Raw genomic sequence first — 26,949 nt, 5'->3', positions numbered from 1 at the left:
CCTGCGCCCGCTCTCCGCCGCGCCTCCGCCGCCCAAACAGGGGGGCGAGCACCTCTCGGCGTCACTGCGGCTGTGGTCGTGGACGACCCCGACAGGCGGGTGCGAGCGGGTGGTCCGAGTGTTCGGTGCCCCGTTCGGCCGCTACGGGCGGGTGAGGCGCAGCGCCAGGTCGCGGGCGTGGGTGGCGGCGGTGGGGCCGCGGGTGGGGTCGGGGGCTTCGGAGAGGAAGACCAGGGCGAGCATCAGGGCGGCGTCCAGGCGGCAGGCGAGGAGGCAGGGGTCGTCCTCGTCGGGGACGGGGGCGACGGTGGCGTAGCCGGCGCGCAGGACGGCCAGGTCGAGGTCGTTCTCCGGGTAGCGGGCGTACTCGGCGAGGCGGCCGAACTCCAGGGCGGGGGTGCCGAGCAGGGCGTTCGACCAGTCGAGGAGGGCGGTGATGCGGCCCCGGCTGCGGCGGATGTTGGAGCTGCGGACGTCGAGGTGGAGCAGGCTGGTCCCGGTGAGGGAGGAGAGGTGGCGGGCCAGGAGGTCGGCGGCCGGGGGCTCGGGCAGGTCGTCGACGCGGCGGGCGAGTTCGGCCCAGCGTCGGCCTATCCGGGTGGTGAGGACGTCGACCGTGCTGCCGCCCTCGGCGGCGACGGGGTGCAGCCGCGGCGGCGCCACCTGGTGCAGCCGGGCGAGGAGTTGTCCGAGGGCGTGGGAGTCGAGCGGGGAGCCGTCGTCGTCGACGTAGTCGGAGAGCAGCACGTCGGGGGAGTTCGGGTCGTCGGCGAGCACCAGCTCCCGGGCCCGGGCGACGGGCAGGCCGTGCTCGGCGAGGTGCCGGGCGATGGCGTGCTCCTGGACGAGCAGGGCGCGGGTGTCCACGTACGGGTCGTTGGCGTTGGAGTCGAACCGCCGGTGCGCGAGCCGTACGGCGACCGGCGCGCCGCCCCGTCCCCGGGCCCGGAAGACGGTGAACTCCAGTCCCTTGCCGACGAGTTCGAGGCCGCTCAGGCCCCACTGCTCGGCCAGTCGGTCCAGTACGGCGAAACGCTCGCTCATTGCGCATCCTCGGGAGTCTTGCGACGGTCGGTCACCCTGCCGTCCTTCAGCAGGGCGTAGGCGATCGGCAGGCAGGTCAGCAGGGTGACCACACCGCCGAGGGCGAAGGCGGCGCGCGGCCCGGCGGAGGCGCTCACCCGGCCGAAGACCAGCGCGCCGAGGGGCATCGTGCCCCAGGCGAAGAGCCGGTAGACGCCGGTGGCCCGGCCGAGCATCCGGTCCGGGATGATCGTCTGGCGCAGCGAGACGGCGACGACGTTCCAGACCATCAGGGCGAAGCCGGTGGCGCAGTAGGCGGCGGACACCACCCACACCCGGTCGGTCGCCCCCACCGCCAGGCCGGCGACGCCCATCGTGGCCAGGCCGCCGACCAGCGCGGGGACCCGGCCGATCGCCGTGGACAGCCGGCTCGCGACCGTGCTGCCGATCACGCCGCCGACCGCCCCGGCGGCCAGCAGCGCCCCGTACGCGGAGTCCGGAAGCCCCAGCACGTCGTGCACCAGGATGACGAAGACGGCGATCTGGCCCAGGTAGACGGCGTTGATGACACCGGCGGAGACGGTCAGGGCGCGCAGCAGCGGATCGCGCAGGACGAAGGCGACGCCCTCGCGGATGTCCGCCGGCAGGCGGGGGCGGGGCTTCTCCGCAAGCGATCCGGGTTCGGATTCGGGTTCGGGTTCGGGGTCCGGGGCGGGTCCGCGGATGCCGCGCAGCAGCACCGCGGAGACCAGGAAGGAGACCGCGTCGATCAGCAGCGGAACGGCCCGGCCCACGGTGAACAGCACGCCGCCGACGACCTGCCCGAGCAGGTCGCGGCCGATCGTCTGGACGGCGAAGAGCCGGCCGTTCGCCGACTCCAGGCGCTCCTCGGGAACGACGCTCGGCAGCAGGGCGAACGACGCGCAGTCGAACAGCACTTCGCCGACGCCCAGCAGGAAGGCGGCGGTGAGCAGGGGCCAGAAGGTCAGCCGGTCGGCGGCGAGCAGCACGACGGCGAGGACCAGCACCGCCGCGCGCAGCAGGTCGGCGAGGACCATCAGCAGGCGGCGTTCGAAGCGGTCGGCGTAGGCCCCGGCGGGCAGGGCGAACAGCAGCCAGGGCAGCGTGGTCGCGGCGGTGACGGCGGACACCTGGAAGGCGTCGTGCAGCACCGCGGTGGACAGCAGCGGCAGCGCGGCGAAGCGCATGCCGTCGCCGATCGCGGAGGAGGCCGCGGCGCCGATGACCCGGTGGTAGCCGGAGGCGGGACGGACGGCGGTGTCGGTGCTCACCCGCGCGGCTCCGGGAGGGATTCCGGCCCGGCGGGCGCGCTGTCCCAGGCGCCGGCGCCGTCCCCCGCAGAGAAGACGGCGCAGCGCAGTTCGCTGGTGTACCGGTGGCCGTCCACCTCCAGCCAGCGCTGGTCGGGGGCGGGCAGCATCTCGGAGATCTCCAGGGTGCCTTCGGCCCTGGCGGCCAGCCGGCCCAACTGCCGTACCAGCAGGGGGGACTCCCAGTCGACGTAGACCGGCTTCGGTTCGCCGGGGACCTTGACGAAGACGTGCCGGGGCAGCCGGTGCTCGGCGCGCAGCCGGCAGGCGGCGACGAACCGGGCGGCGTCGTCCCGGCCGGTCGGCCGGCCGAGGGCGGTGGTGTCGCGCAGCCGCTCGGCGGGGATGCGCCAGGTCTCGCGCTGCAGTACGACGCGGCCGCAGCGGATGCGCGGGATGTGCGCGAGGTGGGGGGCGTTCAGTCCGGCGCCGCCGAAGTGGCGGGGGAAGGCGAACGGGGAGAGCGGGTCCTGCCGGATGCTCGGGCCGCCGGCCGGGGGCGCCATCAGCCGCAGCCGGCCCTCGACGCCGCGGGCGCGCAGTTCCAGCCGTTCGCCGCGCAGCACCAGGTACAGCTGGGAGGGCTGCAGGACCCGGTCGCGGGTCTGCGCGGAGCGGCCGTAGACCTCCAGGTCGTGGCAGGGGTAGACGAGTTGGGTGGAGGACTTGTCGGGGTGGCCGCGGGACAGGTTGGCGAGGACCTCGTCGTCCGCGAGCAGGGACTGGTAGCCGCGGTACACCTCGGAGAGCAGTTCGGGGGTGTGCTCCTGGATCAGCGGGCCGAAGCTGGTGTGGGTGATGACCTCCCGAACCGCGTGGCAGTCGCCGATGACGGCGGTGAACCGGCCCTCGGCCAGGTCCTCCCGGCTCGCGGCGGCGAACAGGACGTCCGGGTCGCAGACGGCCGGTGGGCTGCTGGGCCGGCCGGTGAGGACGGCCGCCATCCGGTCCCGGTCCACCACGACCTCGGAGCGGTCCGGGTCGGTCGCGGCCCCGCCGAGCAGGGCGGCGCCGATCGCCCGGTCCAGTTCGGCGAGTTCGGCCTCGACGGCGAGGCACTCGCGGGCGATGGCGTCCCGGTCGCGGAAGAACTCGGCGTAGAGCACGTCCAGTGGGATCTCCACCCCGGGGCCGAAGCGCTCGGCCACCCACCGGGTGAGGATGACCAGTTCGCGCCGCATCCGCAGGCGCGGGCCGGCCAGCACGGTCTCGTACACGATGGACAGCTCGTCGGTGATGAAGCGGGCGAGGTCCGGGCCGACGGTCAGGTCGGCGGGCCGGCCGCGGGCCTCCTCGAAGAGGATGCTGCGGTCGGCGTAGTGCAGGCCGCTGTTGCGGTTGGCGGGGCCGCCGGTCAGCTGCTCGAACCGGGCCTTGCCGGCGGCGAGGGCGGCCGCGCGGTCGGGCAGCGGCAGCCGGGCGAAGCGGGTCAGGTCCGCCTCGAAGCCGTCGATCGCGGCGAGCAGCGGGGCGGCCGGTTCGGCGGGGGCGGCGAGCAGCTGCTCGCGCAGGGCGGCCAGCGGCCGGTGGTCGCCGATCGGGATCTCGAACTCGACGACCACCCATTCGCGGTCGGCGAGTTCGGCGAGGGCCGTGTCGAAGGGGACGGGGCCGGGCAGCTCGTCCTGCCAGGCCTGCCGCAGTTCGCGCAGGGTGCGTTCGCCGTCGCAGTGCTGCCACAGCCAGGCCTCGTACGGTTCCACCGGCCGCCCGCCGAGGTGCTGGAAGTCCCAGTCGGTGTCGAGGCCGTCGCGGGTGGTGAAGGCGTACAGGTCGATCCGCCCGTCGCGCAGGAAGGACAGCGGGCGGCGCCGGGGCCGGGCGTGGTCGAGCAGGCCGGGGACGGCGGCGGCGCTCTGGGCGAGCTTCTCGGCGGCCCAGTGGCTGAACAGCGCGTGCCGTTCCAGCTCCCGCTCGCCGGTCCAGGTGATGCCGGGGGCGGTGCCGAGGCGGCCGGGGGTGAAGGGGCCGAAGTGCGAGTGGGTCTCGTTCTTGGTGGTGACCCGTTGGAGGTACATGGTGAGCAGGTCGGTCATCTTGCGGGTGCGCCGACCGGTCGTGCCGTCGTGGCCGTCGAGCCATGCGGCGAAGGTGGGGTAGGCGGAGTCGTTGGAGAGCAGCAGGACCTGCCGCAGGCGTTCGTCGCCGAAGGCCTCGACCACGGCGGCTCCGGCCCGGTCGAGGCGGTCCTGGTGCCGGGCGGCGAAGCGGGTCTGCTCCTCGGCGAAGTGCCGGGCGGCGTCCTGGTAGCCGCGCAGGGTGGCGGCCGCCTCGGCGGGTACGGCGGCGGCCGCGGCGGCGAGCGCGGGCTCGGGGACGGGCAGCAGGAAGCCGGCCGGGGAGGAGAGCCGGGCGGCGCCGGGCACCGGGTGCCGGCGCAGGGCGGCCTTGAATTCCTCGGCCAGCGCCTTCAACCGCTGCCCGTGGGCGACGAGTTCGCGGGCCTCCTCGGCGGCGGCCGGGTCCGCCAGGGGGGCGAGCAGCTCCATCGGGAAGCCGGCCTGGCGGAGCACGACGACCGGCGCGAGCTGCCAGGCGACGCGCGCACCGGGCTCGGTGGTGGTGGTCCGGGGGTCGTTGACGGTGGTCACAGCCTCACCTGGGGACTTGAGTGGACGGGAGGACGCCGGTCGTGCAGGGCGTCCAGGACGGCGAGCGGGTCGGTGGGGAGCGCGGGCAGCAGGCCGGGGCTGGGCGCCCAGGGCTTGACCCGCACCCCGTGGTAGTCGGACCCGGCGGTGGCGACCAGGCCGAGCCGTCCGGCCGCCGCGGCGAGCCGGGCGCTGTCGGCCGGGGTGTGCCAGCTGGTCCACACCTCCAGCCCGGCCAGGCCGGCCGCGCGCAGCGGTTCCAGCAGCGCCGCGCACTGCGGGGCGTCCAGGCCGGCGGTGAGCGGGCCGGGGTGGGCGAGGACGGCGACCCCGCCCGCCTGCTCGATCCAGGACAGCACCTCCACCAGGTCGGGGTTGACCGGGTGTTCGACGTGCAGCGGCCGGCCGGGCCGGAACCAGTCGGCGACGAGGCGGGCGAAGCGGTCGTCGCCCTCGCGGTACGGGGCGAACCGGGGGTCGCCCTCGGCGGCCTCCAGCAGCAGGGCCAGGTAGTCGTTGACGTAGGCGACCCGGTCGCCGCCGAGGCGCCGCTCGACGTCGGCCCGGGCGAGCGGCACCCCGAGGGCCCGCGCCCGGTCGGTCCAGGTGCGCCACCAGGCCAGTTCGGCGTCGTGGACGCGCCCGATCCGCTGCCGGAACGGTTCGTCGCCGGGGTCGACGAAGTAGGCCAGGCAGTGGGTCTCCTCGCCGCGCCAGCTGGTGGTGATCTCGCAGGCCGGTACCACGGTGAGGCGCCCGCCGGCGGCCCGCTCGAAGGCGGCGACGCCCGCGAGGGTGTCGTGGTCCGTCACGGCGGCCACCCGCAGGCCGGCCTCGACGCACCGCCGGGCCAGTTCGGCCGGCGCCTCGTCGCCGTCCGAGTGCCGGGTGTGCAGGTGCAGGTCGACCGGGGTGGCCAGGGTGGCGGGCGCGCCCCGCATCAGCAGGTCCTCCGCATCAGCCGGATCCGCATCAGCAGGCCCCTCGCATCAGCGGGCTCCGGGCAGGGTGCGCCGCCAGGAGGCGGCCAGCCAGCGCTCGTACTCGGGGCCGGACGGGTCGTCCACGACCAGGCAGAGCGGCTCGATGATCCGCCCCGCGCCGCCGGCCAGGCCGCCGTGCAGCATGGTCAGGTTGTGGCCGAGCAGCAGGTCGCAGTGCTCGCCCGGGGCGAGCACCTCCCAGCGGCGGCGGAACCGTGCCCAGGTCAGGCCGGTGGCCATGAGTACCTGGTGGCAGAAGAGCCGGGCCGCCTCGCCCCGGCACTCGCCGCACGGACAGCCGTGGGCCAGCGGCACGGCGGCGGGGAAGCGCCGGCGCTCCTCCTTGGTCAGCACGGCCTCGCCGTGGTGGAAGGACAGGCCGTGCCAGAGCGGCTCCTCCAGTCCGAGCATGGCGCCGACCGAGGGGTAGGCGCAGCCGTGCTCCGGCTGGCGCTCCAGGCCGCGGGCCAGGTTGTCGCCGAGCCAGCGCGCCGCGGTGGCCGCGGCGTCCGGCCCCCGGTCGATGCCGCGCCGCTCCAGCACGTCGTCGATCACGCCGAGCCAGTCGTAGTACGTGGTGACGCTCAGCCCCTCGCCGACCTCGGGCAGGAAGATGCCCTGGTACATCTTGTGCGCGGGGGTGGTGGTGTACCCGGAGTCGCCGTAGGTGCGCCGGGCCGGGTCCCAGTCGGGGGCGTCCTGGAGGCTGGGCGTCAGGTACGAGCAGTGCTGGCCGTCGTGGTGGGGCAGCAGGGTCCGGGTGGCGCAGCCCTCGGGCACGTAGGTCTGCTGCGCCCGGTCGACCTCCAGCCGCATCCGCGCGGGGGCGCCGCGGGCGATCAGCGTGGTGCGGACGCGTTCGACGATGGAGGTGGACAGCCGCCGGCTGTCCTCGACCCCGAGCCGCAGCCGGCCGATCCGGAAGACCGCCCAGCCGGTCCGGTGGATGACCTCGACGGCCTCGGCGGCGAGGGCGTCCAATGCCCGCTCGCGCTCGGCGGGGGCGTCGGAGAGCAGCGGGGTGCAGTCGAACCGCGCTTCGTGGGGGGTGAATCTCACCGGTGCTCCTGGGGTGCGGAGGGGGTGCCGGGGGCCCAGGGCGCGAGTTCGGCCGGGGCCACGTCGGTGCGGAACAGGAACTCGAAGAGCAGTCGGGCGGCGATCTGCGCGGTGCCGCCGGACGGGTCGTAGCGGGGCGCGATCTCGGCGATGTCGACGGCGCCGACGGGCAGCGCCCGCAGCTCCTCGTAGACGTCGAGGAGGTCGCCGATGCCGATGCCGCCCATGGTGACGTGCCCGGTGCCGGTCGCCGCGGCGCTGTCGAGCACGTCGATGTCGAGGGAGACGTAGACGGTGTCGCAGCGCGAGCCGAGGTCCTCGATCACCGGGCGCAGGGCCGCGGCGGCGCCGTCCCGGGTGATGGAGGAGCCGGGTACGACGTGGAAGCCGCTGTCGAGCAGGCCGCGGAACTGGTCGTACTTGGTGACGTCCCCGACGCCGACGAAGGCGATGTCCTCCGGGCGCATCCGCGGGATCTCGCTGATCCGGCGGGAGTTGGAGCCGTGGTACAGCGGACCGTGCAGGGTGCTCCAGTTGCCGAAGTCGAAGTGGTGGTCGATGTTGATGAACCCCACCCGGCCGGCGCCGCGGTCGAGCCGTCCGGCGCGGAAGCCGGCGAAGGTGGGGAAGGTGCAGGAGTGGTCGCCGTTGAGGAAGATCAGGCGCGGGGCGTTGCAGCTCAGGCGGCGGCTCTCGGCGGCGACGGCCTGGAAGGTCTTCACCGTGTCGGTCGGGTAGATGTGCAGGTCTCCGGCGTCCGCGACGCTGGGCGCGTGGTAGCGGAAGGTCTGCCCGGTGCGGGTGTCCAGCATCCGCCACTGGCCGAGGCTGGTGAGGTAGCTGGAGAAGACCAGGCTGGCCTGGCGGATCGCCCGCGGTCCTTCCGCGGCGCCCGGGCGGGAGCTGGCGGTGGCGTCGAAGGGCACGCCGGACACCACCCAGCCCGTCTCGCCGACGTCCACCTGGTCGGCGGTGGTGGTGGGGGCGCCGAACAGGGTGCCGACGCCGGCCCAGCCCGGCAGCGGGTCCTGCGCGAAGTCCTCGGGCTTGACGCTGTTCCGGAGCGCTTCGAAGTCGGGGAGCTCGGTCATGTCAGTCCTCCTGCACGGCGGACGCGGCGGGCGCCGTGGGTGCGGTGGGCGCGGCGGGCGGGGTGGGCGCGGCGACGGGCAGCGGGGCACGGATGACGTCGTGCGCGGCGGCGATCTTCTCCTGGAACAGGTCCCAGCTGGCCTCGGGGGACAGGTGCCGGGGCCGGTAGACGACCGGGGCGTCCTCCCGCCAGTCGGCGAAGTCCCAGTTGAAGATGCGCTCGCGCAGCCTGGGGAAGTCCGGGGTGAGCGGGTACGGCACGAAGTTGTACAGGTTGAAGAGCCACAGCGCCGATTCGTTCTCCCGCATCCAGGCGACGGTCTGGCCGTGCGCGGCCTCCGTCTCCTCGTCGAGGCCGCCCATCATGTTGAGGACGATCTTCAGCCCGGCGTCGCTGAGTTGACGGATCTTCGAAGTGTAGTCGTCCAGGCCGCGGGAGAGCTTGTTGAGCCGCTTCAGCATCTGCGAGTCGGCCGACTCGAAGCCGAGCTCCACGGCGACGACGCCGAGTTCGAGCATGGCCTCGACGATCCACTCCTTCACCTGCATCACGTGGGTCTGCACGATGAAGCGGTAGCCGGGGCGGTCGCGGAAGACGTCCAGCAGGTTGCCGACGGCTTCGCGGGACTGGCCGAAGGTCTTGTCGCCGATGTAGAAGAGCCGGGTGTCGGGGAACCGGGTGGTCAGCTCGTCCACCTCCTGGGCGAGCGCGTCCTTGGCGACCAGGGTGAGCTGCTTGCTCCAGGCGTCGCCGCAGAACGAGCACTGGTACAGGCAGCCGTGGCTGGCGTTGAGCCGCAGCAGCGGCACCCGGCCCTGGTAACCGCCGAGGTGGCGGTAGTCCGGCGCCCAGGTGATCCGGTCGGAGACCAGGCCGGGCAGCAGGGGCTTCTCCAGGCTGCCGCCGGAGCCGGAGGCGAGTTCGACGAGGCGGCGCACGAAGCCGGCGTCGAGCTGGCCGCGGTGCACGGCGTGCACGGCGCCGTCCGGGGCGAGCGGGGCCATGTTCCCGCCGAGGACGACGCGCCGGCCGGCGTGCTCCAGCCGCTTGGCCACCTCCAGGGCGAGGCGGAGGTTCTGGGCGAGCGGGGACATCAGGACCAGGTCACCGGGGGCGGTCGCGTCCAGCAGCGGTTCGGCGCAGTCCTCCGGCTCGGCCGGGGTCCTGGACAGGTCGCGGAAGACGGAGTCGAGCCCCGCGGTGTTCAGCAGGGCGGTCAGGTGGGCGACCCACAGCGGCATCTCCCACAGGCCGTCGGTCGGGATGAAGTACTCGGGCAGCAGGGCCCGGAAGCGCCGGTCGTAGTCGTCGTAGTAGCGCGACAGGTTCGGGTCGGGGTCGTGGCTGGAGGGGAAGGGCAACTGGACGATGCAGCTCTTGGTCATGAGCGGTGCCTTCGGTCGGTGAGGGCGTGGGGTCCTCGACGCGGAGCACTCAGTGGGACCGGCGCGAGAAGACCGCACAACGCAGCTCGCTGGTGTGACGTTCTCCGTCGATGTCGAGCCAGAGGTGCTCCGGGGCGGGGAGCATTTCGCTGAACTCCAGAGGGGCGGCCGTCCTCCGGGCGAGCCGGAGGACCTGCCGGACGATGAGGGGGGACTCCCAGTCGACGTAGACCGGTTTCGGCTCGCCGGGGATCTTCAGGAAGCCGTGGCGCGGCAGGCCGAGGTCGCGGCGGAGCCTGCGGGCGGCGGCGAACTCGGGGGCGTCGCCCTTGGACCGGTGGACGCCGGGGCTCCAGCCGCGCAGCGCCTCGGCGGGGATGCGCCAGCGTTCCCGGTGCAGCACGATCCGGCCGCAGCGGATGCGGGGCACGTGGTCGCGGTCCCGGTCGCGGATGCCGACCCCGCCGAAGTGCCGGGGGAAGGCGAACGGGGAGAGCGGGTCCTGGCGGATGCTGGGGCCGCCGGCCAGCGGGGCGAGCAGCTTCAGCCGGCCCGCCAGGCCGTGGGCGCGCAGCTCCATCCGGTCGGCGGTGGCCACCAGGTACAGCCGGTCGGGCCGCAGGACGTCGCCGCGGGCCTTCGGGGAGAGCCCGTACACCTCCAGGTCCGGGCAGGGGTAGGTGAGTTGGGCGCCGGTCTTGTCGGGGTGCGAGCGGGAGAGGTCGACCAGCACCTCGTCCTCGTCGAGCAGTTCCCGGTACCGGGTGTGGATCTCGTCCAGCAGCTCCGGCGCCTCGGCCTGGAGCATCGGGGCGAAGCTGGAGTGGGTGAGCGCCTCGCGCACGGCGTGGCAGTCGCCGACGACGGCGAGGAAGTCGCCGCGCGCGATCGCGGCGGCGTCCGGCGCGGCGAGCATCACGTCCGGGTTGCACAGCGCGGGCGGGGTGTCCGGGTGGCGGGCGAGGAGCTCCTCCAGCCGGGCCCGGTCGACGACGCTCTCGGGCCGGCCGTCCTCGGCGCCGTCCAGCAGCAGGGCGACGACCTCGCGGTCGAGCGCCTCGATCTCCCGGTCCACCTCCTCGCACTGCGCGGCGAGGCGCGGCTTGTCGGCGAAGAAGGCGGCGTAGAAGTCCGGCAGCGGTACGGGCGTGCCGAGGCCGAAGCGCCGTGCCGTCCAGTGCCGCAGGACCTCCAGTTCGCGGCGGATCCGCAGCCGGGGGACGAGCAGGGTCAGGTCGTAGACCGCGGACAGCTCGCGGCCGATCAGCCCGGTGACGTCCGGGCCGAGGACGACGTCCTCGACCGGGCTGTACGCCTCCTCGTAGAGGATGCTCCGGTCGGCGTAGTGCCGGCCCTCGGAGCGGTTGGCCGCCGACCCGGTGACCTCCTCGAAGGCCTCCTTGAGCTCGCCGAGCAGGGCCGCGCGCCGCGCCGTCGGGCCCTCGGCGAAGCGGCGCAGCCCGTCCTCGAAGCGGCGCACCACGGCGAGGTCGGGGGAGTCCTCGGCGAGGTGCCCGGCGAGCGAGCGCAGCACGTCGGTGGACCCGATCGGGATCTCCCAGCGTCCGATCAGCCAGTCCTGGTCGACGAGTTCGGCGAGCACGTGGTCGAAGTCGAGGTCGGCCGGGCGGTCCGGGCGTTCGGCCCAGGCGGCGCGCAGCCGCGCCACCGTGCGTTCCCCGTCGCAGTGCTCCCAGAGCCAGGAGCGGTGGGTGTCGAAGGTGTCGGACTTCACCGCGACGAAGCGCCAGCCGTCCGGCATGCCGGTGGTGGACTCGAACGCGTACAGCCGGACCAGGGGGCCGTCGGCGAAGGCGAGCGGGCGCCGGCGGGGGCGCACCGTCTCGAAGGCCTCCGGCCGGGCGCTGAAGACCTCGGCCATCGCCTCGCCCGCCCAGTGGCTGAGCAGGGCGATCCGGCGCAGCGGGCCGGTGGACCAGGTGATGCCGGTGGCGGCGGTGCCCTCGGGGGCCGCCCGGGCGACGGCGAGGGGGCCGAAGTGCGAGTGGGTCTCGTTCTTGGTGGTGACCCGCTGGAGGTACATGGCGAGCAGGTCGGTCATCCGCTTGACGTGTCCGTCCGACCCGGTGCCGCCGGCGGCGATCCAGGCGGTGAACTCCTCGAAGCGGGCGTCGTTGGACAGCAGCAGGACCTGCTGGAGGGAGGGCTCGCGGAACAGGTCCACGACGGTCCGGCGGGCCCGGGCGAGGGCGGCGCCGTGCTCCTGTTCGAAGGCCTTCCAGTGGCCGTCCAGGGTCTGCACCGCGTCCTGGTAGCGCTTGGCCGAGTCCAGGGCGGCGGGGCCGAGTTCGGCTTCGAGCCGGGCGAGGTCGGCGGGCGGGAAGGGGCGGAGCATGCCGACGCCGGAGGCGAGGTCGCCCCGGGTGCCGGCCTGTTCCGCGCGCAGGGCGGCCTTCAACTCCCGCCCCAGTTCGACGGCTTCGTCCCGCAGGGCGAGGACGGTGTCGGCGGCCCGGGCGGTCGGACGGTCGACGACGCGGTCCAGTAGCGAGAGCGGGTAGCCCGCGTGACGCAGCATCGCGACCGGGGCGAGCGACCACCCCCGGCCGCCGTCCTGCGTGGGTTGCACGGTGTCGGGGCGCTGCCTTGGCTCGTCCATGATCGTCCCCTCATGGCTGACTTGATCACGACAGTTCGTGACCATACCCAGACGTCGAGAGGTCTTTCAATAACGATGTGGTCAACCCGTCGGGTTCCGGCCGGAACTGACCGGTCGACAGCCGAAACTCCGAGGTCGTGCAGCAGGGTCGGGCCATTGGGATGGCCTCGGTGGGGCGCATTCGTCCGGAAATTGACGACAGGTCAGGTGTCGGGTCGGTCGTGGCACGAGCCGTCGGGGCCGGACGCGCCGGAGGGGCGCCCCGGGCGGGGCGCCCCTCCGGGTGGGTCAGGACTGCGCGGCGAGCAGCGCGGCCAGCCCGTCCAGCCCCCGGTCGAGGGTGGCCGGGTCGACCTGGCTGACGGAGAGCCGCAGCTGGTGCTCCCCGCCCGCGCCCGGATAGAAGTGCGACATCGGGGTCCAGATCACCCCGTACTCCGAGGCCGAGCGTTCCAGCAGCGCGTCGTCCACCACGCACGGCACCGTGAGCACCAGGAAGAACCCGCCGCGCGGCTCGTTCCAGGTCACCCCGCTGCCGGGCGGGAAGCGCTCGGCCAGGCCCTCCAGCACCAGCGAGAGGTTGCGCCGGTAGAGCGCGGCCACCTCGGTGTTGGCGGCCCGCAGGCTGTGGCCGTGCTCCAGCAGCGCGCCGCCGATCACGGCCTGGGCGATCGGCGAGGTGTTCACCGTGGTCATGCTCTTGATCATGCCGAGCAGGTCGGCGAACAGCTCGGTGCCTCCCCGCCCGTCCGCCACCAGCTGGTCCGCCACCACGTAGCCGACCCGGGCGCCGGGCAGGGCCGTCTTGGCGAAGGAGCCGAGGTGGACCACCCGCCGCTCGGTGTCCAGCGCCTTGAGCGAGGGCAGCCGCTCGTCACCGGCGAAGACGCAGTACGGGTTGTCCTCCAGCAGCAGGAAGTCCTCCTCGGCGGCCAGCGCCAGCAGCTCCCGGCGCAGCTCCAGCGGCAGGCTGGCCCCGCTCGGGTTGGCCACGTCCGGCACCAGGTACAGCGCCCGCGGACGCAGGCCCTCGGCGCGGGCGGCGGCCAGCCGGCGGCGCAGGTCGGCGAGGTCCACGCCGTCCGGGCCGTCGGCCACCGCCCGCACCGGCAGGTCGGCGAGCAGCGCCGCGCCGGTCAGGCCCACGTAGGTGGGGGAGACGGCCAGCACCACGTCCTCGGGACCGCGGCGCAGCGCCCGCAGCACCAGGAACATCGCCTCCTGGCAGCCCACCGTCACCACGATCGACTCGGCGGGCACCTCGATGCCCTCGTCCGTCGCGAGGTGGGTGGCGATCAGGTCGTGGATGATCCCCTTGGTCCGCCCGTACTGGAGCACCTGGCGGCGGGCCGCCTCCTGGCTCAGCCCGCGCTCGGTGCGCAGGTGGTCGAGGTAGCGGTCCAGGTGGCGGTGGACGGCGTCCAGCTCGAAGAACTGCTCGGCCGGGCGCCCGGCCGCGAAGGAGACCGCCTCCGGGTAGCGGATGGAGATCTCGTTGAGCAGGTTCATCGAGGTCATCGCCGGGTCGGCGAGGGAGGTGTGCAGGCCCGCCAGCAGCAGGTCGTGCGGTGCGGCGATGGTGGTCACGGGGTGCTCCAGGTGGTGCCGGGCAGGGTGGTGGTGCGCAGTTCGGCGGCGGCCCGCAGGTCGGCGCAGCCCGCGAGGCCGAGCGCGTGCCGCAGCTCGGCGGCGAGCAGGTCGAGGACCTCGGTGCAGCCCGCCTCGCCGCCGGCCGCCAGGCCCCAGATCAGCGGGCGCCCGAGCAGGACCCCGGAGGCGCCGAGGGCCAGCGCGGTGAGCACGTCCGAGCCGCCGCGCACCCCGCTGTCCATCAGCACCTGGCAGTCCTCGCCGGCCAGCGCCTCGGCGACGGCCGGCAGGACCGTCACCGCGGGCACCGCCCGGTCGAGCTGGCGGCCGCCGTGGTTGGAGACCACCACGGCCGCGGCGCCGATCCCGGCGGCCCGCCGGGCGTCGGCCGGGTCGAGCACGCCCTTGACCACCAGCGGCAGTTCGGTCTCCCCGCGCAGCCATTCGAGGTCGGCCCAGGTGACGCCGGGGGAGAGCAGTTCGGCGGTGTGCGCGGCCACCGCCGAGACGGCGGCGGTGGACTCGTGCGCCCGCCCGGCCGCGCCGCCCTCCAGCAGCGCCGCGCGGACGTCGGCGGGCAGCGCGAAGGCGTTCCTGGCGTCGCGCAGCCGGCGGCCCATGTACGGGACGTCGGCGGTGACCACCAGGGCCTCGCTGCCGGCCTCCTCGGCGGCCCTGACCAGGTCGAGCAGCCGGCCGCGGTCGCGCAGCCAGTACAGCTGGAACCAGAGCGTGGCGCCGGTCCCCGCCAGCTCCTCGAAGCCGACGCTGCTGAGCGTGCCGACGGTGAACGGCACGCCCGCGGCCGCGCAGGCGCGGGCCGAGGCCAGCTCGCCCTCCGGGTGGAACAGCCGGTGGTAGGCGACGGGCGCCACCGCCACCGGCAGGGCCGCCCGGCTGCGCACCAGGGTGGCGGCGGTGTCCCGGGTGCTGACGTCGGTCAGCACCCGGGGCACCAGGCCCACCCGGTCGAAGGCGGCCCGGTTGGCGGCGAGGGTCAGTTCGCGTTCCGCGCCGCCCTCCAGCCACTCCCAGACCTCGGGCGCGAGCGCGGCCCGGGCCCGGTCGGCGTACTCCGCGACGGACAGCACCGGGCGCCCGGCGGCCGGGCCGGCCGGTGGAACGCTTCGGACGGACGCGCTCATCCGGCCACTTCGCCGGCGTTGCGCTGCAGCTCCACGGCCTCGTAGAGGGCGCGGATGTTGTTGCTGCCGAAGTTGCGGGCCCGGATGCGCTCGATCACCTCGAAGAAGTAGGTGTTCCGCGGGTGCTGGGAGCGGGTGAAGATCTGGAACAGCTGGCCGTCGTGGTCCTGGTCGACCAGCAGGTTCAGCTCGCGCAGCTGCTCGAAGGAGTGCCGCAGCGGCGTCAGGCGGTCGGGCAGCGCGTCGTAGTAGGTCTGCGGGGTGCGCAGGAACGGCACGCCGCGCTCGGCCATGGTGGCGACGGAGTGCACCGCGTCCTCGGCGGCGAAGGCGACGTGCTGGACTCCGGCGCCGCCGTGGCCGGCCAGGAAGGAGGCGATCTGGCCGCCCGCGTCCGCGGTGAGCGGCTCGATCAGGGTGAGGGTGACGCTGCGGTCGGCGCTCTGCACGACGGCCGAGTCCATGCCGAGCGTGCCGACCTCGACCCGCTCCTCGAAGATCGTCCGGAAGCCGAAGACCTCGCGGTAGCGGTGCTCGGTCTTGCGCAGCTCGCCGAACGGGATCAGGACCGCGAAGTGGTCGACGGAGTGCAGGCCGACCTCGCCCTCGCCGGTCAGCGCGGCCGGGTCCGGCAGGCCGGGGATGCGGCCGGCGGGGACCTCGGGGCCGCGCTCGACCAGGGTGTGCACCACGTCGCCGAAGGCGTCGACCACCGCGGTGACGCAGCCGTCCGCGGCCTGCGGCTCGCGCAGGGCGGCGGCGCCGCGGGCGGTCAGCGTGCGGAACGCGTCGGTGGCGTCCGGCACCCGCAGGCCGAGGGCGCCCACGCCGTCGCCGTGGCGCTCCAGGTAGTCGGTGGCGGGGTGGCCGGCGGCCAGCGGCTGGGTGATCAGCAGCCGGATGCCGGACTGGCCGACCAGCGCGGACAGGCAGCGCTCGGCGATGTCGCCGCGCTCGGTCGGCGGGACGAGCAGCTCGAAACCGTACTCCGTGGTCAGCTTGGCGGTCTCGGCGCCCAGGTCGGCCACGTAGAACTCGACGTGGTCCAGCTCGACGGGGATCGGGGTGACGGCGGGCGAGGAACGGTCGGTCATCTGAGGAGCTCTCTCGTGAGGAGGAACGGGAGGGTGCTGAGGGGCGATCGGGCGGGCGGACGTGCTCGGCGGTGCGGGTGCGCGCGGCGGTGGTACGGGAGTTCACGTGGTGCGGAGTTCGGGCGGGCGGGCCGGTGGGCCCGCCGGGGCCGGTCAGGTGGGCTGGAGGTCCTTGGCGTCCTCCGGCTCGGCCGGGCCGTCGCCCTCGGACGCGTCCTCGGGCTCCGGCGGCTCCGTCGGGGCCTCCGGCTTGCCGATCAGGTGGGCGGCCGCGAGCAGCGCGCCGACCACCATCACGCCCAGCACCACCCGGAAGTCCAGGGCGGCCACCAGACCGGAGCCGACACCCACGGCCAGCGCCTGCGGCGCGGTGAGCGAGAGGTTGACGGCCGCCTGGGCGCGCCCCATCAGCTGCGGCGGGGTGGACGCCTGGGCGGCGGTGGCGAGCCCGACCAGGGCGGCCGGGATGCCCGCGCCCGCGATCACCAGGCCGGCCGACACCACGTACAGCGACGGGGCCAGCAGCAGGACGATGCCGAGGCCGAACACCGCCGATCCCGCCATGACCGTCCGTCGCGGTCCGAGCCGGCCGATCAGCAGGCCGCCGACCACCGAGCCGACCAGCGCGCCGACCGCCTCGGTGGTCTCCAGGACGCCGAGGAACTGCGGCGAGCGGTGCAGCCCGTGCTGGGTCAGCGCGAACAGCACCGGCTGGAGCAGGCTCAGCACGAAGCCGGCGCCGGCGGTGGCCACCACCAGCGGCCGCAGCCCGACCGAACCGCGCAGGTGGACGAAGCCCGCCAGCACCTCGGTGCGCCAACGCAGGCCCGAGGGCTCCGGCTTGACCTCCGCCACCCGCAGGGTGAGGAAGCTCAGTGCCGCCAGCAGCAGCACGGCGAGGTCGGCCACGGCCACCACGTGCCCGCCGAACCAGCCGTAGAGCCCGGAGCCGAGCAGCGGTGCCACCAGCGTGGTGCCCGCCCGGGCGCTCTGGGTCAGTCCGGCCGCCGCGCCGAAGTCCTGACGCTCCGTCAGGATGCTGCGCAGTAGCGCGCTCTGCGCCGGGGCCAGGACGGCCCCGGCCAGACCGCAGACCGTGGCGGTGCAGTAGATGATCCAGACCGTGTCCCGGCCGTCGACCAGCAGCAGCGGCAGCAGCGACACCGCCACCGCCAGGTTGACCCCGACCAGCAGCGGCTTGCGCCGGACCCGGTCGGCGAGCAGGCCGCCGAGCGGCAGCAGCAGCAGGGGCGCGGAGAAGCAGAACAGCACCAGGCCGGCGGCGGAGTTGCTGCCGGTCAGCACCTTGGCCCAGATGCCGAGGGCGATGGAGAGGGCGCTGTCACCGAGGACGGACAGGGTCTGCCCGGCGAGGTAGCGCCGGAACTCCGGGCGGGCCAACAGCGGGTGCATGGCGGTTCCTTCGCTGCGCCGACGGCGCTTCGGGGTGTGCGGGGGTGTGCGGTGGAACGGGGTGGTGCGGGGGCCGTGCGGTGGTGCGGTGGAACAGGGCCGTGCGGTGGTGCGCCGGTGCCGGGGCGCCCGCCGGCGCCCCGGGTGCCCGGGGTGCGCCCTGACGCACGCGGGGTGCTCAGGGCGCCGGGCGGTTCAGGGCGCGACGGGGTGGGCCGGGGCGAGCGGTGCGACGGCGGCGAAACCCTCGATCACCGCGTCGTTGGCGTCCTTCTCGCCGATGGCGACCCGGATGCCCCGGCCGGGGTAGTACCGGACGGCGACGCCCAGGCGCTCCAGCTCCGCGCGCAGCGGGAGCTGGTCGCCGGGGGCGTCGACCCACAGGAAGTTGGTGACGCTGGGCGCCACCGTCCAGCCGAGCCGCAGCAGTTCGGCCTCGGTGCGCTCCCGCTCCGCGGCGATCTCGGCGATCCGGCGCGCCATCTCGTCCTCGGCGGCGACGGCCGCGAGCAGGCCCGCCTCCTGGAGCCGGTTCACCGCGTACGGCACCTGGTGGTCCCGCACCCGCCGGGCCACCGACTCCTCCGCCAGCGCGTAGCCGATCCGCAGCGCGGCGATGCCGTGGGACTTGGACAGGGTGCGCAGCACCACCAGGTTCGGCCACTCGGCGATCCGGGCCGGCACGTCCGGGGCCTGCCAGTCCCGGGCGAAGTCGACGTAGGCCTCGTCGAGCAGGATCAGCGCGGTGGACGGCACCTGGCGGAAGAACTCCGTCAGCTCGGCCCAGGAGTAGACCGTGCCGGTCGGGTTGTGCGGATTGCACAGCACGACGATCCGGGTGCGCTCGTCCATCCGCTCGGCCATCGCCGCCAGGTCGTGCCGGGCGTCGGGGCCGAGCGGGACCGGCCGGGCCTCGGCCCGGGCGATCTCGCAGAACAGCGGGTACGCGTCGAAGCAGGGATCCGAGTGCACCACGTTGTCGCCGGGCTCGACCACCGTGTGGAAGAGGTCCAGCGCCACGCCCGCCGAGCCGTGGCCGACCACGACCTGGCCGGCCGGGACGCCCTGCCAGTCGGCGACGATCCCGGCGATCCGCTCCGGCCGGAAGTCCGGGTAGCGGTGCAGGTCGGCACTGGCCCCGGCCAGCGCGGCCAGCACCGACGGCAGCGGCGGGTACGGGTGCTCGTTCTGTGCCAGCAGGTGTCTGGCGGTCGACGGGGCGGCCATCAGTCGGCCTGGAGGACGTAGAGCCAGGAGTGCGGGGTGGCCAGCGCCTCGACGCGGTCGATCCGCAGGCCGGCGTCGGTGAAGAGGGTTTCGTAGGTGGCCTTGGTGTGCAGCGGGACGCCCATCATCGCGTGCGCCAGCTCGAAGCCGACCGAGAAGACCGGCTGGGCGCCGTCGGAGGTGCCCGGGTCGCGCAGCATGGTGTCGCCGAGGACGAAGGTGCGGGCCTTCGGGAAGGCCTCCCGCATCCGGGTGAAGATCGAGGAGCGGGTGGCCGGGTCGGCCAGCAGGTCGTGCAGCAGGAAGAAGCTCATCACGGTGTCGACCTCGGCCACCTCGGCGGCCTCGGCGTCGTTGTCGATCTGGGTGCCGAGCAGGCCCAGGACGTCCGCGCGGACGGCGGTGACCCGGTCCTGCATGCCGGCCTCGACGATGTCGCGGCGGGCGATGTCGGTGGCCGGGCGGCTGATGTCGATGCCCAGGCCCCGGGTGCCCTCGCGCTGCGAGACCACGCGGCGCACCCGGGCGGAGGTGCCGGAACCCAGGTCGGCGATGGTGCGGAAGTCGATCCCGTTGAGCACGTCGGTCAGCTGCGCGGCGAACAGCGACTGGTCGCACTGGGCGGAGCCGAGGGCGACCATCGCCTCGTCGCGGAAGACGTCCTGGTCGTAGCGGTGGGTGCCGGCGCTCAGGTGGCCGGCGCGGCCGAACACGTCGTGGTAGCCGCCGACGGCCCAGGTGAAGTAGCCGCGCGCGGCGGCGATCTCCAGGCCCGCCTCGGTGGGCAGGTAGGCGTCGCCGTCGGCCTTGAGGTAGCCGTAGTCGGCGGCGGCGCGCAGCACGGCCTCGGTACGGGCGGTGTCGCCGGCCCGGGCGGTGGCCTCGGCGGCCGAGAGCGGCTCGCCGCGCCCGATCGTCTCCAGCAGGCCGATCCGGTCCAGCGCGAAGATCACGTTGGCGGCGATGAAGCCGTTGTAGGCGTCGGTCGAGGTGATCGGCGACGGGGTGATGCCACGCCAGGTGTCGGGGATGGCCGCAGTGGTCATGGTGGTGTCCGTTTCTCCGTGGGCGGGCCGGGTGCGGCCCGCGTGGTGTGCGCAGGTCGGTCGCCTGCGGTCGGTAGGGGTGTCGAGTCGGTGGTGCGGGCGGGTCAGGGAGTCAGGTGGGCGGCGAGCACCGGGCCGATGACGGCGAGCGCTTCGGAGCCCGTCATCGCGCCGTGGGTGCTCGGCACCTCGTGGACGTCGAGCCGACCGCCCAGGTGCGGGCGCCAGCTCTCCGGGTCGGGGGCGTCGGCCGGCCGGTCCTTGGCGGCGGTGAAGAACACCGCGTCGCCGTCGTAGCCGGGCAGCGGGAGTTCGTGGGACAGCTCGGCGTTGGACTGGAAGACCGAGACCACCCGGGCCACCCCGGCGCCGCTGAGGCCGGCGAGCGGGCCCTCGTCGCCCCGGACGAGCGCGGCGTAGCCGTCCTCGTCCGCGGGCCAGGCGGTGATCTCCCCGGCCGGGTGGCCGAGCGAGTCGAGGATCACCGCGAGCTGCGCCGGGTCGTCCCGCCACTGCTCGGGCCCCGGCTCGCCGGTGCCCGGGTAGGCGTCCAGCAGGGCCAGCAGCCGGACCTCCTCGCCCTGTTCGCGCAGCAGCGCGGCGATCGCGTGGGCGACGGCCCCGCCGAAGGACCAGCCGAGCAGGGCGTACGGGCCCTCGGGGCGCACGGAGCGGATCTGCGCCAGGTAGGTGCGGGCCAGGTCCTCGACCGAGGCCGGGTGCGCGGTCGGGTCGGCCAGGCCGGGGGCCTGGAGTCCGTAGATCGGCTGCTCGGCGTCGAGGTGGCGCAGCAGGCCGGTGTAGACCCAGCTGATGCCGGCGGCCGGGTGGACGCAGAACAGCGGCGGGCGCGAGCCGCGGGTGCGGATCGGCAGCAGGACGGGGAAGCTCTCGGCGGCCGGGCCCTGGGCGAGCCGCTCGGCCAGCCGGGCGACGGTCGGCGCCTCGAACAGCGTGCGGACGCCGATCTCCTCGCCCTCGCCGACCAGTTCGCGCAGGCCCGCGACCAGCCGGCTGGCCAGCAGCGAGTGCCCGCCCAGCTCGAAGAAGTTGTCGTCCACGCCGACCTTCTCCAGCCCGAGCAGATCGGCGAACAGGCCGCAGAGCAGTTCCTCCCGGGGCGTCGCGGGCGCCCGTCCGGAGCCGAGCCAGGCGGTGTCGGGGGCCGGCAGGGCCTTGCGGTCGACCTTGCCGTTGGCGGTCAGCGGCAGGGCGTCCAGGGCGACGATCGCCGAGGGCACCATGTAGTCCGGCAGGGTCGCGCCGACGTGGGCCCGCAGGGCGGCCTGGTCGACCGCGTGCCCGGGGTGGGCGACGGCGTAGCCGACCAGCCGGCGGTCGCCCGGGCGGTCCTCCCGGACCAGCACGAACGCCTGGGCGAGGGAGGGGTGCCGGGCGAGCACGGCCTCGATCTCGCCGGGCTCGATCCGGAAGCCGCGGATCTTGACCTGGTGGTCGGTGCGGCCCAGGTACTCCAGGGTGCCGTCGGCCTGGCGGCGGACCAGGTCGCCCGAGCGGTACATCCGGCTGCCGGGGGTGCCGTACGGGTCGGCGACGAAGCGCTCGGCGCTCTGGCCCGGCCGGTTGAGGTAGCCGCGGGCCAGGCCGGCGCCCGCGATGTACAGCTCGCCCTCGACCCCGGCCGGGACGGGCTGGAGCGCCGCGTCCAGGACGTAGAGCCGGGTGTCCGGCACGGGCCGGCCCATCGGCGGGGCGGTCCGGCCGCTGAGCGGGCTGCTCATGCTGGCGCAGACGGTCGACTCGGTCGGGCCGTAGGCGTTGACCATCCGCAGCCGGGCCGACCAGTGCTCGACCAGGTCGGGCGGGCAGGCCTCGCCGGCGACCACCAGGGTACCGCCCTGCGGCAGCGCGTCCGGGGCCAGCACGGCGAGCGCGGTCGGCGGCAGGGTCAGGTGGGTGACGCCCTGTTCGGCGATCAGGTCGGTCAGCGAGGGGCCGGGCAGCAGTTGGTCGGCGTCGCCGAGGACGGCCCGGGCGCCGGTGAGCAGGGCCATGCCCAGCTCCCAGACGGCCGCGTCGAAGGACGGCGAGGCGAACAGCAGCACCCGGCTGTCGGGGGTGACGGCCAGGCCCCGGCGCTGGCCCTCCACCATGGCGGCGAGGCCGGTGTGGGTGACCACCACGCCCTTGGGGCGGCCGGTGGAGCCCGAGGTGTAGATGACGTACGCGGCCGAGTGCGGGGTGATCGCGGTGCCGGTGAGGTCGTGCGCCGGGTGGCCGGAGGCGTCCAGGTCCTCGATCAGCAGCCGCGGGACGGTGCTGTCGGCGAGCAGGCCGTCGGCCAGCGCCTTGCTGGTGAGGACCAGCGCGGGCCGGGCGTCGTCCAGCATGTAGGCGATCCGGTCGGCCGGGTAGCGCGGGTCCAGCGGCTGGAAGACCGCGCCGGCCTTGAGTACGGCGAGCTGGGCGACGATCAGCTCGATCGAGCGTTCCAGGGCGATCGCGACGAACCGCTCGGGGCCCGCGCCGTGCTCGATCAGCAGCCGGGCGAAGCGGTTGGCGCGCTCGTTGAGTTCGCCGTAGGTGACCTGCTCGGTGCCGAAGGAGAGCGCGACGGCGTCCGGGCGGGCGGCGGCCTGCGCCTCGAAGAGCGCCGGGAAGGTGCCGGGCGGGAGGTCCTCCCGGGTGTCGTTCCAGCCGGTGAGCAGCTGCTCGCGCTCCTCGGGCGCCAGCACCTCGACGCGGCCCACGGACTGGTCCGGGTCGGCCAGCACCGCGCGCAGGACGCGCTCGAAGCGGGCGGCCGTCGCCTCGGCGGTGGACCGGTCGAACAGGTCGACGGCGTACTCCACCGTCAGGCCCAGCCCGGCGGGCGCGCCGTCCGCGTCGAAGCTCTCGCTGAAGGCGAAGGTCAGGTCGAACTTGGCGAGGTCGGAGTCCAGTTGCTCGACCCGGCCGGGCAGGCCGCCGAGGCTGATCCCCCCGGCCTCGCCGCCGGAGGTCAGCATCACCTGGCACAGCGGGTGGCGGGCGGTCGAGCGCACCGGGTTGAGCAGCTCGACCAGCCGCTCGAAGGGCACGTCCTGGTGTTCGAAGGCGTCCAGGGTGCCGACCCGGACGCGCTCCACCAGTTCCCGGAAGCTCGGGTCGCCGGAGGTGTCGGTGCGCAGCACCAGGGTGTTGACGAAGAACCCGACCAGGTCCTCCAGCGCCTCGTCGGTGCGCCCGGCCACCACGGTGCCGATCGGCAGGTCGGTGCCCGCGCCGATCCGGCTCAGGGTGGTGGCCAGCGCGGCCTGCATCACCATGAACACGCTGGCCCGGCTCCGCTGCGCCAACTCGGCCAGGGAGGCGTGCAGTGCGGCGTCCGTCCGGAGTTCCACCGCGGCGCCCCGGCGGCTGGGGGCGGCGGGGCGGTGGCGGTCGAAGGGGAGCGTCAGCTCCTCCGGGAGGTCGGCCAGCGTGCGCTGCCAGTAGGCGAGTTGCTCGCTCAGCAGGGCGCTGGGCCGCTCGTCGGTGCCGAGCAGCTCGTGCTGCCACAGGGTGTAGTCGGCGTACTGGACCGCGAGCGGCCGCCAGTCGGGGGCGGCGCCGGCGAGGCGGGCCCCGTACGCCTCGGCGAGGTCGCGCAGCAGCGGGACCACGGACCAGCCGTCGGTGGCGATGTGGTGCATCAGCACCAGCAGGACGTGCTCCTCGCCGGGCAGCGAGAGCAGGGTGGCGCGCACCGGCAGGTCGCGGGCGAGGTCGAAGACCTGCGACCCGGCCTCGGCCAGCGCCCGCGCGAGCTCCTCCTCGCTGTCCACCGGCACGGTGTGCAGCGGGAGTTCGGGGGTCTCCAGGAGCAGCTGGTGCGGCTGCCCGTCGGTGGTCGGGTAGACGGTGCGCAGCACCTCGTGGCGGTCGAGCACGTCCGCCAGGGCCGTGCGGAGCGCGTCGGCGTCGACCGGTCCGGTCAGCCGGACCGCGCACGGGGTGTTGTAGAGCGCACTCGGGCCCTCGAACTGGTCGATGAACCAGAGGCGTCGCTGCGCCGGGGAGAGCGGGACGCGCTCGGGCCGCTCGACCGGCCGCAGGGCCGGACGGGCGGCGCCCGGGGCGGGCAGGACGGCGGCCAGCGCGGCCACGCTGGGGGCGTCGAACAGGGCCCGGACGGGCAGTTCGGCGCCGAGCGCGGTACGGACGCGGCTGACCAGCTTGGTGGCGAGCAGTGAGTGGCCGCCCAGGTCGAAGAAGCTGTCGTCGATCCCGATCCGGTCCAACCCGAGGACGTCGGTGAACAGTTCGCACAGCGCCCGCTCGGTGTCGGTGCGCGGGGCGCGGCCCTCGCCGGTCCCGGTCCAGTCGGGGGCGGGCAGGGCGCGGCGGTCGACCTTGCCGTTGGCGGTCACCGGGAGGGCGTCGAGGACGACCACGGCGGCCGGGAGCATGTAGCTGGGCAGGCTGTCGGCGACGGCGGCGCGCAGCTCGGCGGGATCGCCCTCGCCGGTGGCGTACACCACCAGGCGCTTGTCGCCCGGCTGGTCCTCGCGGACCACGGCGAAGGCCTGGCCGACGGCCGGGAGGGCGGTGAACGCGCCCTCCACCTCGCCGAGTTCGATCCGGAAGCCGCGGATCTTGACCTGGTCGTCGGCCCGGCCGAGGAACTCCAGGACGCCGTCGGCGGTCCAGCGGACCAGGTCGCCGGTGCGGTACATCCGGCTGCCGGGCTCGCCGAACGGGCAGGCCGTGAAGCGCTCGGAGGTCAGGCCGGGGCGCCCGACGTAGCCGCGGGCCAGGCCGGCCCCGGCGAGGTACAGCTCGCCGGCCACGCCGGCCGGCACCGGCCGCAGCGCGGTGTCCAGCACGTACGGCCGGGTGTTGTTCAGCGGGCTCCCGATCGGGACCACGGCGGGGACGGGCTCGCCCGGGCTCATGGTGAAGGTGGTCTTGATGGCGGTGGTCTCGGTGGGCGCGTACACCGCGACCACGTCGGTGTCCGGGCAGGCCCGGTGGAGCCGGCGCACGGACTCCGGCGGGACGACGTCGCCGCCGGTCCACACCTGCCGGACGTTGCGGAAGGCGGCCGGGTTCTCGTCGGCCATCAGCCGCAGCAGGCCGGACGGGGCCTGGACCAGGGTCACCTCGTGGGTGGTGATGGTCTCGGCGAGGCGGCGGATGTCCAGCTCGCCGGGGTCGGCGAGGACGATCGCCCCGCCGGTGACCAGCGGCGCCCAGATCTCGGTGGTGGAGGCGTCGAAGGCGGTGGGCGAGTGCAGCAGCACGCGCTCGTGGTGCCCGGCCCGGAAGTGCGGGTTGCCCAGCAGGTCCACCACGTTGCGGTGGGTGACGGCGACGCCCTTGGGCACCCCGGTGGAGCCCGAGGTGTACATCACGTAGACCAGCTGGCCGGGCAGGACCGGCACGGCCGGGTTGCCCGCCGCGGGGGCCTCGGCGAGCAGCGCCGCGGTGACCTCGACGGTGGCGAAGCCCTCGGTGGCGAGCACCGGATGGCCCTGGTGGGCGGGGTCGACGAGCAGCAGGCCGGTACGGGTGTCGGCGAGGATGTGCTGGAGGCGGTCCAGCGGGTAGCGGTCGTCCAGCGGGACGTAGGTGCCGCCGGCCTTGGCGATGGCGAGGACGGCGGTGAGCAGTCCGGCGGAGCGCTCCATCAGGACCGCGACCGGCTGTTCGGTGGTCAGGCCGCGCTCCAGCAGCAGGGCGGCGAGCCGGTTGGCGCGGTCGTTCAGCTCGGTGTAGTCGAGCCGCTCGGTGTCGGAGACCAGGGCGAGGGCGTCGGGGGTGGCGGCGGCCCGGGCCTCGAACAGCCGGGGCAGGCTCCGCTCGTCGACCGGCGCGGCCGGCCCGTTCCAGCCGGTGAGCAGCTGCTCGCGCTCGGCCGGGTCGAGGATCTCGATGCCGCCGATCGGCGCGTCCGGGGCGGCCGCGGCGGCGCGCAGCACGCGCACCAGCCGTTCGGCGAGGGAGACGGCGGTGGCGTGGTCGAAGAGGTCGGCGGCGTAGTCGACGGCGGCGCGCACGCCCAGGCAGGTGCCGTCGGGGGCGAGCCGCTCGACGAAGTTGAAGTTGAGGTCGAACTGGGCCTGCGCCTCGCCGACCTCGACCGGGGTGCCCGTCGCGGCGCCGAAGGCGAGGTCGTCGGCCCGCTCCGCGTTCAGGGTGACGACGGTCTGGAAGAGCGGGTGGCGGGCGGGGGTGCGGGTGGGGTTGAGGTGTTCGACCAGCCGCTCGAAGGGGATGTCCTGGTGGTCGTAGGCGTCGAGGTTGGCGCGCCGGACCCGGTCCAGCAGCTCGTGGAAGCTCGGGTCTCCGGACGTGTCGGTGCGCAGCAGCAGGGTGTTGACGAAGAAGCCGACCAGGTCGTCGAGCGCTTCGTCGGTGCGGCCGGCGACGGGGGTGCCGAGCGGCAGGTCGGTGCCCGCGCCGAGGCGGGTGTAGAGGGTGGCGACCGCGGCCTGCAGTGCCATGAACAGGCTGGCGTGCCGGCCCGAGGCCAACTCGGTGAGCGCGCCGTGCAGTTCGGCGTCGAGCTCGAAGTCGGCGGCGCCGCCGCGGCGGCTCGGCCGACCCGGGCGCGGACGGTCGTACGGGAGTGCCAGCTCCTCCGGCAGGCCGGACAACTCCTTCTGCCAGTGGGCGAGTTGCAGGGAGACGACGCTCTCCGGGTCGTCCTCCTCGCCGAGCAGTTCGCGCTGCCAGAGGGTGTAGTCGGCGTACTGCACCGGCAGCGGCTCCCACTGCGGCTCGGTGCCGGCCAGCCGGGCCCGGTACGCCTCGGCGAGGTCGCGGAAGAGCGGGCCGACCGACCAGCCGTCGCTGGCGATGTGGTGCGTCAGCAGCAGCAGGACGTGCTCGTCCGGCGCGGGCAGGGCGTACAGCCAGGCCCGGACGGGCAGGTCGGCCGCGAGGTCGAAGACCTGCCCGGCGGCCTCGTGCATCAGCGCGTGCAGCTCGGCCTCGTCGGCGACCGGAACCCGGTGCAGCGGCGGGCGCCCCTCGGTGAGGATGTGCTGGTGGGGCTGGCCGTCGGTGGTGGGGAAGACGGTGCGCAGCACCTCGTGCCGGTCCACCACGTCGCCGAGCGCCCCTTCGAGGGCGGCGGCGTCGAGCCCGCCGGTCAGCCGGAGGGCGAACGGAGTGTTGTAGAGGGCGCTCGGTCCCTCGAACTGTTCGATGAACCAGAGCCGCTGCTGGGCGAACGACAACGGGATCAAGGTCTGCCTCCGACTGGCGACGTACGGCTGTTGTGGCTGGTGGGGCTGCTCTGTCCGGTAGGGCGGAGCGGTCGTGCGGCCGGGGCGGGGCGCGCCCCGTGGGGGGGCCCCCTCCCCCCCCCCGGCAGGCCCTGGGTGAGGGGGGCCGCCAAGGCCCCCGGGGCCGGGGGGGCG

Annotated in this window: 14 protein-coding genes and 1 pseudogene; all 15 read right to left on the bottom strand. The window is 74.7% G+C overall.

Annotation, left to right across the window (positions count from 1 at the left end; all coding sequences use genetic code 11):
• Positions 1 to 141: 141 nt before the first annotated feature.
• Positions 142 to 1,044, bottom strand: coding sequence for a phosphotransferase family protein (locus ACWGKU_RS23165; RefSeq protein ID WP_452179963.1), 903 nt, complete (start codon positions 1,042 to 1,044; stop codon positions 142 to 144).
• A complete protein-coding gene (locus ACWGKU_RS23160; protein ID WP_452179964.1) occupies positions 1,041 to 2,315 on the bottom strand; it encodes an MFS transporter in 1,275 nt (424 codons plus the stop codon). Before ACWGKU_RS23160 ends, ACWGKU_RS23165 begins: the two co-directional genes overlap by 4 nt.
• Positions 2,312 to 4,945 carry a lantibiotic dehydratase gene (locus ACWGKU_RS23155; RefSeq protein ID WP_452179965.1) on the bottom strand — a complete coding sequence of 878 codons (2,634 nt, stop codon included), beginning with the start codon at positions 4,943 to 4,945 and terminating at the stop codon, positions 2,312 to 2,314. Before ACWGKU_RS23155 ends, ACWGKU_RS23160 begins: the two co-directional genes overlap by 4 nt.
• A complete protein-coding gene (locus ACWGKU_RS23150; RefSeq protein ID WP_452179966.1) occupies positions 4,942 to 5,886 on the bottom strand; it encodes a PHP domain-containing protein in 945 nt (314 codons plus the stop codon). Before ACWGKU_RS23150 ends, ACWGKU_RS23155 begins: the two co-directional genes overlap by 4 nt.
• Positions 5,887 to 5,934: 48 nt before the next feature.
• The gene (locus ACWGKU_RS23145; RefSeq protein WP_452179967.1) at positions 5,935 to 6,987 is read right to left on the bottom strand and encodes a hypothetical protein; all 1,053 of its coding nucleotides are present in this window, start codon (positions 6,985 to 6,987) and stop codon (positions 5,935 to 5,937) included.
• The gene (locus ACWGKU_RS23140; protein WP_452179968.1) at positions 6,984 to 8,078 is read right to left on the bottom strand and encodes an arginase family protein; all 1,095 of its coding nucleotides are present in this window, start codon (positions 8,076 to 8,078) and stop codon (positions 6,984 to 6,986) included. Before ACWGKU_RS23140 ends, ACWGKU_RS23145 begins: the two co-directional genes overlap by 4 nt.
• A 1-nt stretch (position 8,079) precedes the next feature.
• The gene (locus tag ACWGKU_RS23135; RefSeq protein ID WP_401055025.1) at positions 8,080 to 9,465 is read right to left on the bottom strand and encodes a B12-binding domain-containing radical SAM protein; all 1,386 of its coding nucleotides are present in this window, start codon (positions 9,463 to 9,465) and stop codon (positions 8,080 to 8,082) included.
• A gap of 49 nt (positions 9,466 to 9,514) precedes the next feature.
• Positions 9,515 to 12,085, bottom strand: a complete 2,571-nt coding sequence (locus tag ACWGKU_RS23130; RefSeq protein WP_452179969.1) for a lantibiotic dehydratase — start codon at positions 12,083 to 12,085, stop codon at positions 9,515 to 9,517.
• Positions 12,086 to 12,373: 288 nt separating this feature from the next.
• Complete coding sequence (locus tag ACWGKU_RS23125; protein ID WP_401055362.1) at positions 12,374 to 13,603, bottom strand: aminotransferase class I/II-fold pyridoxal phosphate-dependent enzyme; 1,230 nt, start codon at positions 13,601 to 13,603, stop codon at positions 12,374 to 12,376.
• A 65-nt stretch (positions 13,604 to 13,668) separates the two neighbouring features.
• Positions 13,669 to 14,820 carry an alpha-hydroxy acid oxidase gene (locus tag ACWGKU_RS23120; RefSeq protein WP_380548029.1) on the bottom strand — a complete coding sequence of 384 codons (1,152 nt, stop codon included), beginning with the start codon at positions 14,818 to 14,820 and terminating at the stop codon, positions 13,669 to 13,671.
• Positions 14,817 to 15,914, bottom strand: a complete 1,098-nt coding sequence (gene hppD / locus ACWGKU_RS23115; RefSeq protein WP_401045264.1) for a 4-hydroxyphenylpyruvate dioxygenase — start codon at positions 15,912 to 15,914, stop codon at positions 14,817 to 14,819. The genes ACWGKU_RS23120 and hppD overlap by 4 nt, the downstream gene beginning before the upstream one ends.
• 153 nt (positions 15,915 to 16,067) lie before the next feature.
• Positions 16,068 to 17,327 carry an MFS transporter gene (locus tag ACWGKU_RS23110; protein ID WP_380355216.1) on the bottom strand — a complete coding sequence of 420 codons (1,260 nt, stop codon included), beginning with the start codon at positions 17,325 to 17,327 and terminating at the stop codon, positions 16,068 to 16,070.
• A gap of 195 nt (positions 17,328 to 17,522) precedes the next feature.
• Positions 17,523 to 18,554, bottom strand: a complete 1,032-nt coding sequence (locus ACWGKU_RS23105; RefSeq protein ID WP_452179970.1) for a pyridoxal phosphate-dependent aminotransferase — start codon at positions 18,552 to 18,554, stop codon at positions 17,523 to 17,525.
• A complete protein-coding gene (locus ACWGKU_RS23100; protein WP_401045256.1) occupies positions 18,554 to 19,600 on the bottom strand; it encodes an SAM-dependent methyltransferase in 1,047 nt (348 codons plus the stop codon). The genes ACWGKU_RS23105 and ACWGKU_RS23100 overlap by 1 nt, the downstream gene beginning before the upstream one ends.
• A 104-nt stretch (positions 19,601 to 19,704) precedes the next feature.
• A pseudogene (locus ACWGKU_RS23095) lies at positions 19,705 to 26,775 on the bottom strand (amino acid adenylation domain-containing protein); the annotation flags it as partial.
• Positions 26,776 to 26,949 lie beyond the last annotated feature (174 nt).

It is taken from the genome of Kitasatospora sp. NPDC054768, assembly GCF_053612025.1.
The sequence above is the reverse complement of the archived record's forward strand: the minus strand, read 5'-3'. Positions and strand labels throughout refer to the sequence as shown.

Excerpts from the sequence above, each read along its gene's own strand:
- ACWGKU_RS23165 (WP_452179963.1), bottom strand. The coding sequence starts at position 1,044 with ATGAGCGAGCGTTTCGCCGTACTGGACCGACTGGCCGAGCAGTGGGGC.
- ACWGKU_RS23150 (WP_452179966.1), bottom strand. The coding sequence starts at position 5,886 with ATGCGGGGCGCGCCCGCCACCCTGGCCACCCCGGTCGACCTGCACCTG.
- ACWGKU_RS23140 (WP_452179968.1), bottom strand. The coding sequence starts at position 8,078 with ATGACCGAGCTCCCCGACTTCGAAGCGCTCCGGAACAGCGTCAAGCCC.
- ACWGKU_RS23135 (WP_401055025.1), bottom strand. The coding sequence starts at position 9,465 with ATGACCAAGAGCTGCATCGTCCAGTTGCCCTTCCCCTCCAGCCACGAC.
- ACWGKU_RS23130 (WP_452179969.1), bottom strand. The coding sequence starts at position 12,085 with ATGGACGAGCCAAGGCAGCGCCCCGACACCGTGCAACCCACGCAGGAC.
- ACWGKU_RS23125 (WP_401055362.1), bottom strand. The coding sequence starts at position 13,603 with ATGACCTCGATGAACCTGCTCAACGAGATCTCCATCCGCTACCCGGAG.
- ACWGKU_RS23120 (WP_380548029.1), bottom strand. The coding sequence starts at position 14,820 with ATGAGCGCGTCCGTCCGAAGCGTTCCACCGGCCGGCCCGGCCGCCGGG.
- hppD (WP_401045264.1), bottom strand. The coding sequence starts at position 15,914 with ATGACCGACCGTTCCTCGCCCGCCGTCACCCCGATCCCCGTCGAGCTG.
- ACWGKU_RS23110 (WP_380355216.1), bottom strand. The coding sequence starts at position 17,327 with ATGCACCCGCTGTTGGCCCGCCCGGAGTTCCGGCGCTACCTCGCCGGG.
- ACWGKU_RS23105 (WP_452179970.1), bottom strand. The coding sequence starts at position 18,554 with ATGGCCGCCCCGTCGACCGCCAGACACCTGCTGGCACAGAACGAGCAC.
- ACWGKU_RS23100 (WP_401045256.1), bottom strand. The coding sequence starts at position 19,600 with ATGACCACTGCGGCCATCCCCGACACCTGGCGTGGCATCACCCCGTCG.